Raw genomic sequence first — 17,434 nt, 5'->3', positions numbered from 1 at the left:
AAAAGCGTGCCTCTTTAATTTTTTGATACGTTTGGTGTAAATCGTTATTTATTTAGATGCTTTGGCAGCTTTCGCTTCTTCAGCCTGACATACCGCAGCGGTGAATAGAACATCAGAAGAAGAGTTTAAAGCTGTTTCTGCTGAATCCTGTAAAACACCAATGATAAAACCAACGGCAACAACCTGCATCGCAATATCATTGTGAATCCCCAACATACTACAAGCCATTGGAATCAATAACAATGACCCACCTGCAACACCCGATGCACCACAAGCACAAACGGCAGCCATAATACTGAGCAAAAATGCGGTTAATAAATCAACCTGTATATTTAAGGTATGCGCAGCGGCTAAAGTCAAAACTGTAATGGTAATGGCTGCACCCGCCATATTAATGGTTGCCCCGAGAGGAATAGAGACAGAGTAAGTATCTTCACTTAAATTCATTTTCTTACACAATTCCATATTGACAGGGATATTGGCAGCTGAGCTTCTGGTCATAAATGCCGTAACACCACTTTCTCGCAAACAAGCCCAAACCAGAGGATACGGGTTTTTATGAGTTTTCCACAATACAATCAAAGGATTTAATACCAAAGCAACCAAGATCATACAGCCAATAAGTACTGCCAACAAATGTGTATATTGTACAAGTGCTTGGAACCCTGTTGTTGCCAAGGTAGATGCCACCAAACCAAAAATCCCTAATGGCGCAAAACGAATCACTACTTGAACAATCAATACAATCGCAGAAGAAACATCATTAATGACATTCTTTGTAGGTTCTGAACTGTGTTTTAATGCCAACCCTAAACCTACGGCCCACACCAAAATACCAATGTAATTAGCATTAATTAAAGCGTCAACTGGGTTAGACACAATATTCATCAACAGGCTTTTTAAAACCTCAATCACACCAGTTGGTGCAGCCATTTCAACTGTATTTTGAACCAAAGTCAACTTAGACGGAAATATAAAACTCATGACCACAGCTGTTAACGCTGCAACAAAAGTACCCAATAAATATAAAAATAGTATGGGACGCATATTGGTTTTTTGACCTGATTTATGATTCATAATAGAAGCCATCACCAAGAATAAAACCAACACAGGCGCAACTGCTTTTAAAGCACTGACAAATAACACCCCTAATAAACCAACTGCTTGAGCTACTGTATTTGAAAGAAAAGCTAAAGCAATACCTGCGATTAACCCAATAAGAATTCGCTTAACCAAATTACCTTGAAGGATAAAACGATGAAATAAATTTGTTTGATTCTCTTGCATATAACTGCCACTTATAAGTTATTTTCTGTTTTAATATTATAAGCTATTTAACAGTGGCAAAACACAACATTAATCAATATATCAGTAGATTTTCATATCATTCAAAAAAGTTGACTCAATACGGCAAAACATTACTCGACAAAAGAGCCATCAATATAAAACCATTGTTCTTGCTCATACACAAACCGACTTAACTCTTGCATTTTTTGTGCTGGCCCACCACCAACACGATAACAAGCGACAAACTCAACATATGCTTCTGTGTCAGAACAGCTATATGTTTGCACTATGGTTAGCCCTAACCATTTTAAATGTGGTTCAGCATTTTCTATAACAACAGGTCTGCTGCTTGGATGCCAAGTTTTTTGGATATATTGATCCAATTTTTGCACATAAGCACTGTATCTTGAACGCATAAGCTCTTCTGCTGTCTGTGCATTTTTAAGCCCAAAATGAAAAGGTGCACAACACTGCTCATATATTTTTGTTGAACCACAAAAACAAAAAGTATTTTTTAATGTTTTAGCCATTATTATGCAACAATTTCTAAAACTTGTTCTGGTGGTCGTCCTATTCTGGCTTGATCATTAACAACCACAATAGGGCGTTCAATTAACTTGGGATTCTGAACCATAGCGTCAATTAATTGAGTCTGAGTTAATGTTTGATCATCTAATTTAAGCTCTTTATATAAATCTTCTTTAGTACGCATTAATTGCCTTGCTGACTGAAACCCCAATTTTATCAACAACTGCTGCAAGGCTGAATGATCTGGTGGATTATCCAAATACAAAACAATTTGTGGCTGAATGTTATTTGCTTGTAATAATGCCAATGTTTCGCGGCTTTTTGAACAACGCGGGTTGTGGTAAATCTGTACCTTTTGCGCAGACATAAAAATTTCCTTTCAAAATTTAATTTACTCTATTTATTGTACCAGCCCATGTGCAGTTTCTCATTAATTGGCTTTATCTTTAATCCATAAAATATTTTTTACATTTAAAATCAAAATAATAAATTTATTTTCCACAATAAAATTTGCTTTTTCACCTAGGCTGTATTAATTTCTCCTCTGTGATATATCACTAATATATTAGATAGGAAAAAATAAATTGAGTTTAACTGACCAAGCTTACAGTTTAATCAAACATAAAATCATTACGTGTGAGTTTTCACCGGGACAGCCATTGATCGAGCAAGACCTGATCAATCAATTACAACTAGGTAGAACTCCTATTCACCAAGCGATTCACCGCTTGGCACAAGAAGGCATGTTGACCATTTTGCCCAGAAAAGGTGTATTGGTTACCCCTATTTCGCTGAATCAAATTATCGACATTATTGAAGTGCGGGTTGCCAATGAAGTGCTTTGTGCCTCATTAGCAGTAGAACATGCCACTAAAGAAGATATTGCACAAATGAACGATATCATCAATCAAACTGAATATTATTTATCGCAACAAAACACTGAAGAACTAATGAAACTGGATTTGCAGTTTCACAAAGCCATTTCTACTGCAGCTAAAAATAAAATTTTGGCAGAACTGTTGGAACGATTACATGAAATGCAAGCTCGTTTTTGGTTCATCACTTTATCGGATCAACAACACAGTGAAAATATTTACCACGAACATCTGCGTATTTTAAAGGCAATCAAGAATAGAGATTTATCCGAAGCCACCAATGCAATACGGGCACATATTAATAACTTTAAACACTCTATTATCCAAAGCATCTGAAAGAGAGAAAATCATGAATCATCTGAAATTTAATATTGTAGGACAAGGTCATTCAACTGTAGAAATTAACCGATTAATCATCGCTGGTTGGGCAGGCAGAAACATTGAGGCCATAGAAGAACACATTAAAGAATTAGAGGAAATTGGGGTCAAACGCCCAAACTCAGTGCCTTGTTTTTATCAAGTATCTGCTCATTTATTAGCAACAGACCAAAATATGCAGGTGATTGAAAAAAATTCATCTGGTGAAGTGGAATGTGTTTTAATCAACAGTGACCAAGGATTATTAGTGGGTATCGGCTCAGACCATACTGACCGTAAAGTAGAAAGCTACAGTGTTGCAGTCTCCAAACAAATGTGCAGCAAACCTGTCAGTCAAAATGTTTGGCTATACGCTGAAGTAGCAGATCATTGGGATGAATTGATTATGCGTTCCTATCGAACCATTAATGGGCAAAAAGAACTCTATCAAGAAGGACAAACCGCCAGTTTACTGCCAATCCCTCAATTGATTCATAAACTCACACAATCTGATGTTTTCCCAACAAACACTGCTATGTTCTGTGGCACTCAAGCAGTATTAACAGAAATTGCTCATGGTGATGAATTTCACTTTGAGTTACATGACCCTATTTTAAATCGCAGCCTATTACACCACTACAGTGTGACTGTTCTAGATATGGTGGAGTAAAAGTCATGACTTTGACCATAACCAAGCAACAAGAACAACTACAACATCGACTCAATGGCTCTGAGCAACTGATTGAGCAAAAATTGGCAAAAATTGAACACTACCAAGCCAATGGTGGCACAGCTTATGTTTCGGTTGACCCGCAATTAGCCTTAAATAGTGCCATTGCGGTAGATAAAAATCGTGCCAGTGGTTTTGTTCCTTCAAGTTTAGCGGGGCTACCTGTTAGCATTAAAGATTTATTTGATGTAAAAGGGCAAGTAAGCACAGCAGGTTCGGTTTTATTCAAGTCTCATACACCAGCAAAAATAGATGCGCCTGTGATACAAAAACTCAGGCAAGCTGGTGCCGTCATGATTGGTCGAACCAATATGAGCGAATTTGCCTTTTCTGGTTTAGGCTTAAACCCCCACTATGGTACCCCTACTTATGCAGATAACTTTACCCGCATTGCAGGGGGATCAACTTCTGGTGGTGCTGTATCGGTTGCTCTAGGCCATGCGGTTGCTGCCTTGGGTTCTGACACAGGAGGTTCCTTAAGGATTCCTGCAGCTTTTTGTGGATTAGTCGGTTTTAAACCAAGTTGCGGACGCATTACGACAACTGGCGCTTTTCCTTTATCTTATTCATTTGATACAGTTGGAGCAATCACTCGTTCAGTAGAAGATTGTGCACTTGTTGATTCTATTTTATCTGGTCAAGAGCATACTCAAAGTTATTCAGCTTTAAACCAACTTAGGTTTGCCATTACCGATGATTATGTATTAGATGACGCAGACGAAACAGTACAGCAAGCGTATCATTCGGCTTTGGATAAATTAAAAGCTTCTGGGGCAGTTATTGAAAAAATTTCTTTTCAAGAACTTTATGATATCCCTAAAATAAATCATGCAGGAGGATTAACTGCTGCTGAGTCTTGGTTTATTCATCGACAATATCTTCAAAATGCAGAACAACAACCACTATATGACCCTCGTGTGGCTAAGCGTATTACCCGAGGCGAAGTAATCAGTGCGGCAGATTATTTAGCGATTCAACTTGCTCGAAAAAATTTAATCAAACAGGCAACTGGAAAACTGGCTCAATACGATGCGTGGCTTTACCCAACTGTTGCGATAGTACCCCCTCTTTTGGCTCCACTAGAACAAAGCGAAGAGCTGTTCTTTGCTACGAATGCACTGGCTCTACGCAATACAACCGTGATGAACTTCTTAAATGGCTGTGCCTTAAGCCTTCCTTGCCATTCGCCAAATCAATTACCTGTTGGTTTATCTGTTGCGGGCTTATACAACCATGACCAAAAAATTATTCATATTTCAAAATTAATAGAAAGGTGCCTTATTAATTTGTAATTCAATATCTGGTTTCAAAACAAAGGAAAAATTTATTATGACTGTTCTAACAAATCAAAATAACTCAGAACAACTGAGTACAAAAGAACAAAAAGAGATATTTCGTAAAGTCACATGGCGTTTAATCCCCTTTTTGGTGTTTTTATTTGTCTTGGCTTGGATTGACCGCGTGAATGTAGGCTTTGCCAAGCTGGCTATGCTGGAAGATTTAAAATTTAGTGAAGCCGTATACGGTTTTGGGGCAGGGATTTTTTTCATTGGTTACTTCTTATTTGAAGTACCCAGTAATTTATTATTGGAAAAAATCGGAGCCCGCCTAACCCTCGCACGAATTACTATTTTATGGGGGATTACCTCAATTGGTATGGCTTATGCCCACTCTGAAATGATTTTTTATACATTAAGATTTTTATTGGGGGTTTTTGAAGCAGGCTTTTTCCCTGGGGTGGTTTTATACCTAACCTATTGGTTTCCCGCAAAACAACGCGCGAAAATCAATGGCATGTTTATGACATCATTTGCCATTGCAGGTGTTGTTGGTGGCCCGATTGCGGGCTTTATTATGGAAACGATGGTAGGTGGTATTGGTGGACATGCTAACTGGCAGTGGTTATTTATCATTGAAGGTATTCCTTCTGTGATTGCAGGTATTTTTGTCTTGCTTTATTTACCCGAAAAACCAGCAAATGCAAAATTTTTAAATCAAAAAGAACAACAATTTATTACAGCAGAAATTGCCAAAGAAGGTAAAGATCCAACTAAACACTCTTCACTCAAAAGTATTTTTACCCAAAAGAAAGTTTGGTACTGCACAGCCATTTATTTTTGTATTGTTAGTGGCAATGCCACAATCGCATTTTGGACCCCTTCTGTAGTGAAATCACTAGGCATTAACAATAATTTAATGATCGGTCTAGTATCCGCTATCCCCTTTATTGTGGGCACAATTGCCATGCTTTTCAATGGTGCCCATTCAGATAAAACAGGAGAGCGTCGCTACCACTGTGCGTTTGCAGCGTTGATTGCAGGTATTGGTCTATTTGCAACAGGCTTATTTATGGATAATATTTATTTAGCGATGTTCTCATTAACTATTGCTTCAGCAGGTATCTTGGCTGCTTTCCCCGTTTTTTGGTCTTTACCAACATTATTCTTAGCTGGTACTGCTGCGGCTGGAGGCATAGCTCTAATCAATTCAGTTGGTAATTTAGCTGGATTTGTGGCGCCTTATATGATTGGTTTTTTAAAAGATACTACTGGTAGTTTATCCAGCGGCCTATTTTTTGTGGCCATGTTGGAAATGATTGCGTGTGTACTGATTGTGTGTTTGATTAAAGAACAAAAGCAGGAAAAAGAAACTACTTCATTTAATGAAATAAGCAAAAATTCAGCTATTTAACCTTACCTTACCTTACCCAGAGAGTATTTAAACTCTCTGGGTAAACATCAACTTTTATACTATAGAAAAATTATCTTCATAAATCATCTAACAGGCACAAAATATTCCACAAATTGCTTATTCAAATATAATTAAACTTATGCAAAAAATATCTGGGTTGAGCTAACCTTTTAGCAGTATCAAAAACTCTTTTTTTCTATACCAGCGCTTATATCACAATAAAATAATTTGAATTTAATATTTGCTTAATATTTACTTGATAACATACGTCCATCAAATACTTTTATTTAAACAAAAAAAGGAAACATACCCATGAACACAAAAAGTAAATTTATTTTAAGCATCATTGCACTATCATTATCAATGACTGTATCTGCAAAAGGTTTATCTTGTGCGGAAAAACAAAAAGCCATAGAAACCGAGATTTCTTACGCAAAAACCCATAATAATACCTACCGTATTGCTGGTTTAAATAAAGCACTTGCTGATGTTAAAGCCTATTGTACCGATGAGGGTTTAAAAGCAAAAAGACAAGAAAAAGTCAAAGAAAAAGAGTTCAAAGTATCAAAAGCGGAACGTGAGCTAAAAGAAGCAAAAGCAAGAGGAGACGCACAAAAAATTGCCAAAAGAGAAAGAAAACTACAAAAAGCGTTGACTGAATTAGCAGAAGCAAAAGCAAGGGTTTAAATCTAACATTTAATTTTAATAAAGAGGGGGCATATTCTTATGCTGCCCTCTTTATTAAATAATCAATTATTCTGACTCTGGGTGAAACACTAATAGATCTCCTGGCTGACAATCTAAATACTGACAGATTGCCTCAAGTGTCGAAAAACGTATCCCTTTCACTTTTCCTTGTTTTAATAAAGATAAATTTTGTTCAGTAATACCAACCTGTAACGCCAAATCTTTAGACTTCACCTTACGTTTTGCCAACATAACATCCAGTTGTATTTCAATTGACATCATTTTATCCTAAATAAACTGTTTATTTTCATGCTCAATAATAGACGCTTGGCGCAAAATATGGGCAATAATGGTAATACACCCAGCAAGAAATAAAGCAACAAGAGATGAAGCGGTAATACTCAATGTGATCAGATGATCACCAGAAGCGGCGTTAATGGTCATCCACATACTCAACAGTGGTTCACAGAGAAAATCCAAAACAACCCATAACATCACTGAACGCCCAACTTTACCTAAATAATTGGCAGATGTAACTGAAAAATACTGTCCTTGACTGAAGTTTTGAAACAATAAATATAATTGATACAAACCGTTTGCCAATATCAATAATGGAATACTGGATAAGACCACCCCACCGATTTTTTGCCACCATGGGAAAGCCAATATATTCACATCGAAACCTGAAATCAACCGATCTGTTAAAGAAAAACTCAAACCATACCCACCTTCAACCGAAGCCAAAATAGGCAAGAACCAACTGAGCGTATTTAAAAGCAACATTGCACCAATTAAAAACAAGGTCACCATTGCCATACGTTGGCTAGCATGTGCAATATTTAACGTTTTCATATATTTAACCTTTCTTAAAGTTATTTATTTGGAAAACATCATATCTTATAAATTATCGTTTTACAATAATTTTTTAGCTTTTAACAATAATATTTTATTTTTGATATTCTTCATATCATATAACCCATTCATTTTATGGCTTCGTCCCCCAATTAAACATATAACAAGCAAAAACCAATCTATAAAATCATTATGTTAAAATAACTTATGAAAACATTATTCTTTACTTTAATATTTTTCGCTTCATTTACCCACGCGCAAACAACAATAGAATGCAAAGTAACCGATATAATCAATGGTCACTCTTTTATTTGTCAAATTGAACCAAAAAATTTAATTACGGTTCAATTGGATCAATTGATCGCACCTGATCTGAAGCAACCCTATGGTGCTGAAGCACAAAAAGAATTAGAGGAGCTCATCCTTGGTAAAAATGTTTTTATTGAAGTTGCAAAAACAGGGCAACATTCTGTTTTGGGTACTGTTTATAATTTTTCAGGTTATCCAGATACCGAATATCAGATAGGGTTTCGTCCTGTTGCTGTCTCTGTTAACCTACACATGATCCTTTATGGAAACGCTTGGTATGACAGAGTATCAAATGATAGACAAAATCAAGAATACCAATTAGCACAAGAAGAAGCCAAACAGGCTAAGTATGGATTGTGGTCTATTTCCAATCCAATTCCTCCATGGGAATGGGCAAATCAATTTCAATCAGACAAAGCATCGCTCAAACGGGCATCGATCAAACTTGAATACCCTTCTCGCGCATTAGAGCTTGGCATTGAAGGTACTGTGTTGATCCAAGCAACAATCAGTACTCAAGGAGATGTGACAACTGCTTTTATCTATAAAAGTAGTGGCGACAAAGACTTAGACTATGCAGCAAAGAATGCTGTATTAAAGAGCAAATTTAACCCAGAGATAAAAAACGGAAAGCCTATTTCAGAAACAATACGCATCCCCATTACATTTAAACTAATACAATAAAACCAGCCTCCTGATACTGTGTATTAAGATTCTAAGATTCATTGGTTACTACAATATATATTTTAATTTAACCTATAATATTGCCGACAATAACTGTGTGAATCTCATAAATAAAGGTTTAAAAAACATATAAATTTAAACCACGAATATATATTTTAATTAAATCTTTCCATATATCAATTGGTTAATTAAGTTTTTTGGATAAAAAATAACCCCAAAAATTTGGGGTTATTTTAAATTTTGGTGGAGGCGGCGGGGATCGAACCCGCGTCCGGAAATCCTCTACAGAGAGTTCTACATACTTAGTCTGATTCATTTAGAATTCTTATCCAATACACGCCAACCGACAGGCTTATATTGAACCAGTTGCCTTAAGTCTTATTCTAAATTAAGCAACCCAACTTAGAACCAGCCTATGTAAAATGACACTGCTGTGAGTTACCCCACACGGCCCATAGGCCAACCGTTGCAGCGTTTAGCTTAAGCAGCTAAAGCGTAAGTTTCGTCGTTTGCGACTATATAATTTCAGTGTTTTACGGGGTAACTGAGATCCCGGTATGCCCTCTTCTGCTTTGCAACCCCCGTCGAAACCAAGGTCGCCCCCAAAAGAACTGTAGGTAACCATTTTAGTGCTTTATGACTATTTTGGCTAGGCATTTCGGTAATTTACACAAAAAGTATTTTATTTAATGCTAAAATCTTAGGCTAATTTGCTTATTGTTATTTTGCTTAGGAGCTATTGTGAATTCATTACTGTCCCGCTTACAACCTTACCCATTCGAACGATTACGCGCCTTAATGTCTTCTTGCCAACCTAAAGCTGGCTTAGCCCCCATCAATTTACAAATAGGTGAACCCAAACACCCCACGCCTCAATTGATTACAGATGCATTGACCAAAAATTTATCTACTTTAGCGCAATATCCCGCCACTTTAGGACTTGAATCATTGCGCCAAACCTGTGCCACATGGCTTAAAAATAGATATCAAATTGATGTATGTCCCAATACACAAATTTTGCCAACCAATGGCAGTCGTGAAGCTTTGTTTGCTTTTGTACAAACAATCATTCATGCTGAACAAAACAAACAAACTAAACCGATTATTATTAGCCCCAACCCTTTTTATCAAATTTATGAAGGCGCTGCTTTTTTAGCTGGAGCCGATACATTTTATGTAAATTGCTTGGCCCCCGATTTTATGCCTAGCTGGGATGAAGTACCCGAAGGTATTTGGACAAGAACACAATTAGTTTTTGTTTGCTCACCAAATAATCCTGCCGGATCAGTGATGCAAAAATTTGATTGGCAAAAGCTTTTTGCTTTACAAGATCAATACCACTTTGTGATTGCTTCTGATGAATGCTATTCTGAAATTTATTTTGAAGAAGCACCCATCGGTTGCTTACAAGCAGCAAAAGAACTGGGACGCTCTTGGCAAAACTTAATGATGTTCACCAGCTTATCAAAACGCTCCAATGTGCCAGGTTTACGTTCTGGCTTTGTTGCAGGTGATGAACAACTGATCAAGCAGTTTTTACTTTATCGAACATACCATGGCAGTGCCATGAGTCTACCCACACAATATGCCAGTATTGCCGCTTGGTCAGACGAAAAACATGTTGAAGAAAATCGTCAACTGTATCAAGAAAAATTTAATACTGTTTTGCCTATATTACAGAGCAAATACACCATATCACGGCCAGATGCTTCATTTTATATATGGCTAAAGGTGCCAGAACAAGATGATTTGGCCTTTACACAAAAGCTGTGGCAAGAAGCCTCAGTGCAAGTTTTGCCAGGTAGTTTTTTGGCTCGGGATACACCGTTAGGCAATGCTGGTAAAGGCTATGTACGTATTGCCCTTGTTGCGCCACTAGAGGAATGTGTTGAGGCTGCAAAACGTATTGTTCAAATAATAAAATAAATAATTTAAATCAAAAAAATCAAATTAATTTCAATTATTTATAGAAAATTAAATCTGGTTTTTGCCTTGCATTACTATTTATTTTTGTGTACAGTACGCCCCACTCATTGGGGAGTAGCCTCATTTCATAAATGAGATACATCAACATACTTAACCATTTAGGTTATGGTGTATCTGACTGTCTTAAATAACAGTTTGGCAAGACCTTTGATACAAGTATTGACTTACCTGAGGCTGGGTAGAATACTGGTATCATTGTCTTTGTTTCTACCCAGCCTCCTTATTATTATGGAAGCTTTCTTAATTTCAACCATTGCCATCACTTTAGGTGAAATTGGTGATAAAACACAATTATTGGCACTTATTTTAGCTGCACGTTTTAAAAAACCTGTGCCTATTATTTTGGGTATTCTCTGTGCAACATTACTAAACCATGCTTTAGCAGGTTTTGTTGGACACTTTATTGGTAACCAAATTCCTCATGATATTTTAAGATGGGTGATGGGTATCTTTTTTATTATTATGGCTTTTTGGACACTTAAGCCAGATGAAATGGATGAGGATGAACAACCAAAAACCAGTCCTTATGGGGTTTTTATGACAACATGTATCGCCTTTTTTCTGGCTGAAATGGGGGATAAAACACAAGTTGTGACTATTGGGTTGGCAGCACAATTTCAAGCATTGTTCTGGGTGATAGCGGGAACGACTTTAGGTATGTTAATTGCCGATATTCCTGCGGTTATTTTAGGTAAAATTGCCTCACCAAAATTTCCTTTTAAATTAGTGCGCTATTGTGCTGCAGCTATTTTTGCTGTTTTAGGTCTACTGGCCTTATTTGGCCCTTATATTGGCTTAGACGTTTCTTGAATTTAAATTTATCTCAACATCAAGTGGCATCTGGTTAACCTTTGTAACAAGCGATATACTACTCACAACACAATAATGGCTTAAGATATTAAGGAGTGTTTATTATGTCACAACCTGCTTTATTTATTTCTCATGGTTCTCCCATGATTGTATTGGAATCTAGCTCAACACATTTATTTTTAAAGCAACTTGGACAAACATTAACACAACCAGATGCCATTATTATTGTTTCTGCTCATTGGCAAACACATGGCTTATGTTTAAATACAGAACCACAACCAGTATTAATTAATGATTTTTATGGCTTTCCTGAACAGCTCTACCATTTGAATTATCCTATTCCTGTACAAACTGAACTAAGCGATATTTTATTTCATCAATTACAGCGATCTGGCTTCAACCCAACAGTCATACAACAAGGTATTGATCATGGTATATGGACTGTTTTAATGTTGATGTATCCTCAAGCCAATATTCCGATTATTTCCATTTCACTTAATGCTGATGAAAATCCTTTATGGCATTTCACTTTAGGAGAACAACTTCGTTCTTGGCGAGAAAAAAATGTGCTTATCATTGGCAGTGGTGGTTATACCCATAATTTAAGGACATTAAGTCATCAAGAACCCACCCCTTCTTGGATTACCGATTTTATAACATGGGCAGATGAAAAATTATTGGCACAAGATCACCAAGCTTTGGTGAACTACGAACAAGAAGCGCCTTTCGCACACAAAAACCATCCAACAAATGAGCACTTTTTACCTTTATTTGTTGCACTAGGTGCGAGTACCCCCAATCAACAACCAATAAAACTACATGATGATATAGAATACGCAACTTTATCTATGGCCTGTTGGCGTTTTGATTAATCATGGTAAATCCTAATTTTTATATCAGTTTATTACTCTGTTTGGTGCTATTTTTCGGTTCCAACAGATTTTTTAATATGATTCATTCCGTATCAAATAAATACCTTTATCTTATTGTCAGTTTTATTTTTGCATTACTTAGCCTCAGCATTCCTGTAGCCTATCTTTCTGATGCAATTGGTGCAAACCCACTTTATGCCCAATTTAGAGCGACACCCTATACAGAATTATTCATTGTATTCTTCTCACCCTTTACTGGCGCACTCAGTAGCTATTTAGCCAACCACTGCAACCATTCTAAGCCAAGGCACATCAGCAGATTAATACTCTGCTTGCTTATTACTTTGTTTTATACAAGCATTCCTTTTATTAAGCCATTGATTAGACCGCTTCCACAACACACTATTGGTCATCAGTGGTTCAAAGGTATTGCATTACAAACAACGCCATCAACCTGTGGCCCATCTTCTTTAGCAACCATTTTGAAGGGTTATGGCACAGTAGATACTGAAGCCAATATAGCAAAACAAGCATTCTCTTCATCTACAGGAACAGAAAACTGGTACTTAGCCCGTTATGCCCATCAACAGGGGTATCAATATCGCTTTTTACATGAACCCGAATTAGGCAAGGTGCCCACACCTTCTATTATTGGTGTAAAACTTGGACGTATAGGGCACTTTATCACTTTACTTGGCCACAATGGTGACACGTACACGATTGCTGACTCGCTTGATGGTTTGCATCACCTAACAACAGAAGAATTTAAACAAAGATATGTCTACAATGGTTTTGTGTTACATATAGAAAAATCTGCTAGATAATGTTTGAATAAAAAAACGACCCTATTGAGGTCGCTTTTTTATTCAACTCATTTTAAACAGAAAAAGACGATCCACAACCACAGGTTGTTGTAGCATTTGGGTTACGAATAACAAATTGAGAACCATGTAAACTTTCAGTATAGTCAATTTCAGCACCAACCAAATATTGGTAGCTCATTGGATCAACCAAAAACGTTAAACCTTCTTTTTCAATTGCAAAATCATCATCATTGGCAATTTCATCAAAAGTAAATCCATATTGGAAACCAGAACAACCACCACCAGTTACAAATACTCTTAATTTGAGTTCTGGATTATTCTCTTCTGCAATTAAATCTTTTACTTTTGTGCAACAGCTTTCAGTAAAAACAATAGGGCCTTCGCTCATGTGTGTGCTCCTTAAATATTAATTCATCACCTTATGGTAGTAAGGCAACATTCGTTAATCCGGTATTTTCTGGAAAGCCAAACATCACATTCATATTTTGAATAGCCTGCCCAGATGCACCTTTAACCAAGTTATCAATTACCGACATAATCACTAATATGGTACTTTCTGGTGCTTTTTGCAAGCCTATTCGACACAAATTTGCACCTCTCACAGATCGAGTTTCTGGGAAAACACCCTCTGGTAACACATCCACACAGGAGTGATCAACATAAAAATCACGATAAAATGTTTCAATTGATGAAATAGGCTCAGTTAACTGTACATACAAATTGGCCTGCATGCCTCGAATCATAGGTGTCAAATGTGGCACAAACACAAAATTTAAATCTTCTTGTTTCATATATACAGATAATGTTTGTTTGATTTCGGGTAAATGTCTATGTCCTGCTACAGCATAAGCTTTAAAGTTATCACCCGCTTCACATAATAATGAGCCAATTTCACCTTTACGGCCAGCACCAGAAACACCTGATTTACAATCAGCAATTAAAGCTTGCTTTGTATCTATAAGACCATTCACCAACAAAGGTAACAGGCCTAATGTAACTGCAGTTGGATAGCAGCCAGGATTGGCAACCAATTGTGCTGTTTTAATTTGCTCTTTGTATAATTCAGGCAAACCATATACTGCTTGTTCGACCCAATTGGCGCTCTCATGCGTCATTTTATACCAAATAGACCATAAGGAAACATCTTTAATCCGATAGTCTGCCGATAAATCAATAACCCTGACACCCTTTTCTAATAAAGCAGGTGCTTCCTTCATGGCCACACCATTAGGTGTCGCAAAAAAGACCACATCACATTGATCTAAACAAGCATTTTCAGGTGCACAAAAAACCAAATCATATACGCCTCTTAAATTAGCGAATAAGTCACTCACTTTTTTACCTACTTCTTGGCGAGATGTTACTGCTTGTACCTGTACGGAAGGGTGTTGCGCCAATAACCGAAGAAGCTCCACACCTGTATAACCTGTGGCACCAACAATACCCACTTTTATTTTAGACTCTGCCATCATATTTTTGCCTTAATTCAAAAAAAACAAAACACACTTTGCTGCATCCAATATAGTTTATGCTTGATTAAGGCTATTGTAATACAAGCGAGAACAAAAAGTCTCTATTGCCTACATTGGTCTGTGCTAAAATCTTGATCATTTTATCATTTTCTTATGGCGACAATAGGATGCATCAATAATGAATCATAGTCATCATCACCATGAACCCGAACATAATAATAGCCCATACAAGGGCAAAACAGGGCTCAAACGTATCATCAATGCTTGGTCATTTTCTCTGGCTGGCCTTCGTGCAGCATTTGAAGAACAAGGTTTTCGGCAATTAATTTACGTTAATTTTGTTTTGATTATTTTGATTTTTGTTCTGAATTTTGGTTGGCTAACAAAGGGTATTTTAATCGCCGCCTCCATTGGCACTCTAATCATAGAGTTATTCAACACCTCTATTGAAGCAGCAGTTGATCACACTTCATTAAAACACCATCCTTTAGCAAAACGAGCAAAGGATACAGCTTCAGCCGCTCAACTACTGGGTTTAATAATTCTGGTTATTTTATGGATATGTGCACTTTTACGCGATACGCCATGGAGTAACTGGTTTGCACAATAAAAAAATTCATTCTATTTAAGGAGAAACACCCATGCGTAATATACATCAGTTGATTAAATTACTCTGTTTTATCTGCTTATTAAATAGCTCTGTAGCCTTTGCAAAAAGAATACCAAATATTGTCATCAATCAGGCTTGGAGTAGAGTCACTGCACCTTCTGTCAAAACAGGAGCCGTGTTTATGGACATAAAAGTTAACCATACAGATGATGTACTTATTGGTGCACAAACAAACAGAGCAAAAAAAGTAGAGTTGCATACCCATATTGATGATAATGGTGTCATGCGTATGCGAGAAGTTAAAGGAGGCATTCCCTTAGTTCATGGGACAACAACCAGCTTAAAACCTGGGGGCTTGCACATTATGTTATTTGATGTTACTTCTCCACTAAAATTAGGAGATACCTTTGAGGTAACATTAAAATTCAAAAACACCCCTGATCAAACAATAACGGTTTTAGTCGATAATGGTCAACAAACATCACATATGAATCATTAAAATCCATCTATATAAATAATAATTTCAATAGTCTATTTCAACAACTTGACTTTTATGTACATATCCTTTCACTTCTGGTTTCTCAAATAGTTGCACATAAAACCAGTTATCAGAAGTGTAAATTTTTTCTAAAAGCTTATCATTTGCTAATTGCATCACCACTTTTGAACATTTTTTAGGTTCTGTTCTTAAATTCACAAAACCATCTTTTGCATATGTTGTATAAACATCAATTGCATATTGTGTAGAACAGCCACTCTTTTTAACCAAAGGCAAATCATTTTTTAATAGTTTTTCAATACTAACCAATTTTGCCTCATAATATCGACTATCACATTCAACATATGTTGTATATTCGTCAAGAATAACTATAGCAGGCTGTTTAATCACACCTTCTTCATATTTAAAAAAATTACTGGGAATATGATTAAAAAAAACTTGGACAAACTGCTTATTTTCCTTATTTAAACGATTTACAATAATTAATCTGCTTTTTGCATTTTCATAATCATCTTGTTTTAATGCAGGTAAAAAAGCCACTTGATCACTTTGCGGATAAAAATGTAACTCTAGATCTTTTACTCTTTGTCCATCCATATCATATTTTGCGACCCAGCCGGCTGTTAATAAACCCTTTAGTTTTATCTGCCCCCTAAACCTATAAGCACCATTTTTACTGTCTACCTCCAATAATTGAACTGTAGAACCAGATGGCAATTCAACATTGTCACTATCAACTAATTTTGCTAAAGCCATTTGACTGAGCATACAACATAAAATAAGCATTACCTTTTTCATCATAATGTTTTAACTTTCTATAATCTCCAACACAATTGTGTTCATCTTTTTCTAAAAAAAGCAATAAATCCTAAAAAACTGCCATAATATTTCTTAACCTAACTAGAACAACCAACATAATGATATAAAGATAAACAAACATTTTGAGAACCATTGTTATTGTATAAATGGCCTAATCTAAGATATCAATACTATTTTTCACAATAAAAACAAATAAAAGCTTGCATAATGGAAGAAATATGACCTAAAATACGCGGTTTACTTGAACATCAAATTTATCAAAGGATAAAAAATGGTAGTGATTCGTTTGTCACGTGGTGGTTCAAAACACCGTCCTTTTTACAACATTGTTGTTACTGATTCACGCAACCGTCGTGATGGTCGTTTTATTGAGCGCTTAGGTTTTTACAATCCTGTCGCCAATGAAAAAGTTGAGCGCGTTCGCATTAGTGCCGACCGTTTAGACCATTGGGTTAAACAAGGTGCACAAGTAAGCGATGCTGTAAGAAAAGTTGTGAAACAACACACAGCAAAAGCTGCATAAATTTTATAAATTCTAAAGA

21 protein-coding genes, 1 other RNA gene and 1 riboswitch are annotated in these 17,434 nt (G+C 36.4%); of the genes, 13 read left to right on the top strand and 9 right to left on the bottom strand.

What is annotated here, in order from left to right:
• Positions 1-48: 48 nt before the first annotated feature.
• From sstT to arsC, 3 genes are all read right to left on the bottom strand, one after another.
• Entirely contained in the window at positions 49-1,287 is a 1,239-nt protein-coding gene (sstT, locus tag AADH04_RS09725) for a serine/threonine transporter SstT (protein WP_434777085.1), read from the bottom strand.
• A gap of 131 nt (positions 1,288-1,418) precedes the next feature.
• On the bottom strand, positions 1,419-1,817 hold the full coding sequence (locus tag AADH04_RS09720) for a YchJ family protein (RefSeq protein ID WP_434777084.1): 399 nt from the start codon (positions 1,815-1,817) through the stop codon (positions 1,419-1,421).
• Between the two features lie 2 nt (positions 1,818-1,819).
• Positions 1,820-2,182, bottom strand: a complete 363-nt coding sequence (gene arsC / locus AADH04_RS09715) for an arsenate reductase (glutaredoxin) (RefSeq protein WP_434777083.1) — start codon at positions 2,180-2,182, stop codon at positions 1,820-1,822.
• 217 nt (positions 2,183-2,399) lie between these two features.
• Between arsC and AADH04_RS09710 the strand changes: the two genes are divergently transcribed.
• The 5 genes from AADH04_RS09710 (at position 2,400) to AADH04_RS09690 (ending at position 7,155) form a co-directional block, all read left to right on the top strand.
• Positions 2,400-3,026 carry a GntR family transcriptional regulator gene (locus AADH04_RS09710; RefSeq protein ID WP_434777082.1) on the top strand — a complete coding sequence of 209 codons (627 nt, stop codon included), beginning with the start codon at positions 2,400-2,402 and terminating at the stop codon, positions 3,024-3,026.
• A gap of 13 nt (positions 3,027-3,039) precedes the next feature.
• Complete coding sequence (locus AADH04_RS09705) at positions 3,040-3,717, top strand: DUF2848 domain-containing protein (protein WP_434777081.1); 678 nt, start codon at positions 3,040-3,042, stop codon at positions 3,715-3,717.
• Between the two features lie 5 nt (positions 3,718-3,722).
• Entirely contained in the window at positions 3,723-5,069 is a 1,347-nt protein-coding gene (locus AADH04_RS09700; RefSeq protein WP_434777080.1) for an amidase, read from the top strand.
• Between the two features lie 37 nt (positions 5,070-5,106).
• Positions 5,107-6,468: an MFS transporter gene (locus AADH04_RS09695; RefSeq protein WP_434777079.1), complete on the top strand. Its 1,362-nt coding sequence runs from the start codon at positions 5,107-5,109 to the stop codon at positions 6,466-6,468.
• A 312-nt stretch (positions 6,469-6,780) separates the two neighbouring features.
• On the top strand, positions 6,781-7,155 hold the full coding sequence (locus AADH04_RS09690; RefSeq protein WP_434777078.1) for a DUF1090 domain-containing protein: 375 nt from the start codon (positions 6,781-6,783) through the stop codon (positions 7,153-7,155).
• Positions 7,156-7,221: 66 nt separating this feature from the next.
• On the opposite strand, the gene AADH04_RS09685 is transcribed toward AADH04_RS09690, so the two are convergent.
• A complete protein-coding gene (locus AADH04_RS09685; RefSeq protein ID WP_434777077.1) occupies positions 7,222-7,437 on the bottom strand; it encodes a helix-turn-helix domain-containing protein in 216 nt (71 codons plus the stop codon).
• A 6-nt stretch (positions 7,438-7,443) separates the two neighbouring features.
• On the bottom strand, positions 7,444-8,007 hold the full coding sequence (locus tag AADH04_RS09680; protein ID WP_434777076.1) for a DUF2975 domain-containing protein: 564 nt from the start codon (positions 8,005-8,007) through the stop codon (positions 7,444-7,446).
• A gap of 207 nt (positions 8,008-8,214) precedes the next feature.
• Between AADH04_RS09680 and AADH04_RS09675 the strand changes: the two genes are divergently transcribed.
• A complete protein-coding gene (locus tag AADH04_RS09675) occupies positions 8,215-9,000 on the top strand; it encodes a TonB family protein (protein ID WP_434777075.1) in 786 nt (261 codons plus the stop codon).
• 241 nt (positions 9,001-9,241) lie between these two features.
• Here AADH04_RS09675 and ssrA read toward each other — a convergent pair.
• Positions 9,242-9,604, bottom strand: a transfer-messenger RNA (tmRNA) gene (ssrA, locus tag AADH04_RS09670).
• Between the two features lie 137 nt (positions 9,605-9,741).
• On the opposite strand from ssrA, the gene dapC reads away from it, so the two are divergent.
• The 4 genes from dapC to AADH04_RS09650 all read left to right on the top strand — a co-directional run bounded on the left by dapC (position 9,742) and on the right by AADH04_RS09650 (position 13,492).
• Positions 9,742-10,926, top strand: coding sequence for a succinyldiaminopimelate transaminase (gene dapC / locus AADH04_RS09665; protein ID WP_434777074.1), 1,185 nt, complete (start codon positions 9,742-9,744; stop codon positions 10,924-10,926).
• Positions 10,927-11,023: 97 nt separating this feature from the next.
• Positions 11,024-11,123, top strand: a riboswitch (yybP-ykoY riboswitch).
• A 91-nt stretch (positions 11,124-11,214) separates the two neighbouring features.
• Positions 11,215-11,796: a TMEM165/GDT1 family protein gene (locus AADH04_RS09660; protein WP_434777073.1), complete on the top strand. Its 582-nt coding sequence runs from the start codon at positions 11,215-11,217 to the stop codon at positions 11,794-11,796.
• Positions 11,797-11,900: 104 nt separating this feature from the next.
• Positions 11,901-12,668 carry a DODA-type extradiol aromatic ring-opening family dioxygenase gene (locus AADH04_RS09655; RefSeq protein ID WP_434777072.1) on the top strand — a complete coding sequence of 256 codons (768 nt, stop codon included), beginning with the start codon at positions 11,901-11,903 and terminating at the stop codon, positions 12,666-12,668.
• Positions 12,669-12,745: 77 nt separating this feature from the next.
• Complete coding sequence (locus AADH04_RS09650) at positions 12,746-13,492, top strand: cysteine peptidase family C39 domain-containing protein (RefSeq protein WP_434777071.1); 747 nt, start codon at positions 12,746-12,748, stop codon at positions 13,490-13,492.
• Positions 13,493-13,544: 52 nt separating this feature from the next.
• On the opposite strand, the gene erpA is transcribed toward AADH04_RS09650, so the two are convergent.
• Together erpA and argC are read right to left on the bottom strand one after the other, a co-directional pair.
• Entirely contained in the window at positions 13,545-13,880 is a 336-nt protein-coding gene (gene erpA, locus AADH04_RS09645; protein ID WP_434777070.1) for an iron-sulfur cluster insertion protein ErpA, read from the bottom strand.
• A 31-nt stretch (positions 13,881-13,911) separates the two neighbouring features.
• Positions 13,912-14,964, bottom strand: coding sequence for an N-acetyl-gamma-glutamyl-phosphate reductase (gene argC / locus AADH04_RS09640; protein ID WP_434777069.1), 1,053 nt, complete (start codon positions 14,962-14,964; stop codon positions 13,912-13,914).
• A gap of 178 nt (positions 14,965-15,142) precedes the next feature.
• Between argC and AADH04_RS09635 the strand changes: the two genes are divergently transcribed.
• On the top strand, positions 15,143-15,574 hold the full coding sequence (locus AADH04_RS09635; protein WP_434777068.1) for a diacylglycerol kinase: 432 nt from the start codon (positions 15,143-15,145) through the stop codon (positions 15,572-15,574).
• 31 nt (positions 15,575-15,605) lie between these two features.
• Positions 15,606-16,073 carry a copper chaperone PCu(A)C gene (locus AADH04_RS09630; RefSeq protein ID WP_434777067.1) on the top strand — a complete coding sequence of 156 codons (468 nt, stop codon included), beginning with the start codon at positions 15,606-15,608 and terminating at the stop codon, positions 16,071-16,073.
• Positions 16,074-16,097: 24 nt separating this feature from the next.
• On the opposite strand, the gene AADH04_RS09625 is transcribed toward AADH04_RS09630, so the two are convergent.
• Positions 16,098-16,874: a hypothetical protein gene (locus AADH04_RS09625; protein WP_434777066.1), complete on the bottom strand. Its 777-nt coding sequence runs from the start codon at positions 16,872-16,874 to the stop codon at positions 16,098-16,100.
• A 289-nt stretch (positions 16,875-17,163) separates the two neighbouring features.
• Here AADH04_RS09625 and rpsP point away from each other — a divergent pair, with 289 nt between their 5' ends.
• On the top strand, positions 17,164-17,415 hold the full coding sequence (gene rpsP, locus AADH04_RS09620) for a 30S ribosomal protein S16 (RefSeq protein ID WP_434777065.1): 252 nt from the start codon (positions 17,164-17,166) through the stop codon (positions 17,413-17,415).
• Positions 17,416-17,434: the final 19 nt, after the last annotated feature.

The organism is Neisseria sp. Ec49-e6-T10 (genome assembly GCF_051132615.1).
Lineage (GTDB): Bacteria > Pseudomonadota > Gammaproteobacteria > Burkholderiales > Neisseriaceae.
This window is presented reverse-complemented; position numbering and strand designations above follow the sequence as displayed.

Excerpts from the sequence above, each read along its gene's own strand:
- AADH04_RS09630 (WP_434777067.1), top strand. The coding sequence starts at position 15,606 with ATGCGTAATATACATCAGTTGATTAAATTACTCTGTTTTATCTGCTTA.
- rpsP (WP_434777065.1), top strand. The coding sequence starts at position 17,164 with ATGGTAGTGATTCGTTTGTCACGTGGTGGTTCAAAACACCGTCCTTTT.
- AADH04_RS09695 (WP_434777079.1), top strand. The coding sequence starts at position 5,107 with ATGACTGTTCTAACAAATCAAAATAACTCAGAACAACTGAGTACAAAA.
- AADH04_RS09675 (WP_434777075.1), top strand. The coding sequence starts at position 8,215 with ATGAAAACATTATTCTTTACTTTAATATTTTTCGCTTCATTTACCCAC.
- AADH04_RS09690 (WP_434777078.1), top strand. The coding sequence starts at position 6,781 with ATGAACACAAAAAGTAAATTTATTTTAAGCATCATTGCACTATCATTA.
- AADH04_RS09700 (WP_434777080.1), top strand. The coding sequence starts at position 3,723 with ATGACTTTGACCATAACCAAGCAACAAGAACAACTACAACATCGACTC.
- AADH04_RS09635 (WP_434777068.1), top strand. The coding sequence starts at position 15,143 with ATGAATCATAGTCATCATCACCATGAACCCGAACATAATAATAGCCCA.
- AADH04_RS09720 (WP_434777084.1), bottom strand. The coding sequence starts at position 1,817 with ATGGCTAAAACATTAAAAAATACTTTTTGTTTTTGTGGTTCAACAAAA.
- erpA (WP_434777070.1), bottom strand. The coding sequence starts at position 13,880 with ATGAGCGAAGGCCCTATTGTTTTTACTGAAAGCTGTTGCACAAAAGTA.
- AADH04_RS09625 (WP_434777066.1), bottom strand. The coding sequence starts at position 16,874 with ATGATGAAAAAGGTAATGCTTATTTTATGTTGTATGCTCAGTCAAATG.
- sstT (WP_434777085.1), bottom strand. The coding sequence starts at position 1,287 with ATGCAAGAGAATCAAACAAATTTATTTCATCGTTTTATCCTTCAAGGT.
- AADH04_RS09655 (WP_434777072.1), top strand. The coding sequence starts at position 11,901 with ATGTCACAACCTGCTTTATTTATTTCTCATGGTTCTCCCATGATTGTA.
- AADH04_RS09650 (WP_434777071.1), top strand. The coding sequence starts at position 12,746 with ATGATTCATTCCGTATCAAATAAATACCTTTATCTTATTGTCAGTTTT.
- arsC (WP_434777083.1), bottom strand. The coding sequence starts at position 2,182 with ATGTCTGCGCAAAAGGTACAGATTTACCACAACCCGCGTTGTTCAAAA.
- AADH04_RS09685 (WP_434777077.1), bottom strand. The coding sequence starts at position 7,437 with ATGATGTCAATTGAAATACAACTGGATGTTATGTTGGCAAAACGTAAG.
- AADH04_RS09680 (WP_434777076.1), bottom strand. The coding sequence starts at position 8,007 with ATGAAAACGTTAAATATTGCACATGCTAGCCAACGTATGGCAATGGTG.
- AADH04_RS09705 (WP_434777081.1), top strand. The coding sequence starts at position 3,040 with ATGAATCATCTGAAATTTAATATTGTAGGACAAGGTCATTCAACTGTA.
- AADH04_RS09660 (WP_434777073.1), top strand. The coding sequence starts at position 11,215 with ATGGAAGCTTTCTTAATTTCAACCATTGCCATCACTTTAGGTGAAATT.
- argC (WP_434777069.1), bottom strand. The coding sequence starts at position 14,964 with ATGATGGCAGAGTCTAAAATAAAAGTGGGTATTGTTGGTGCCACAGGT.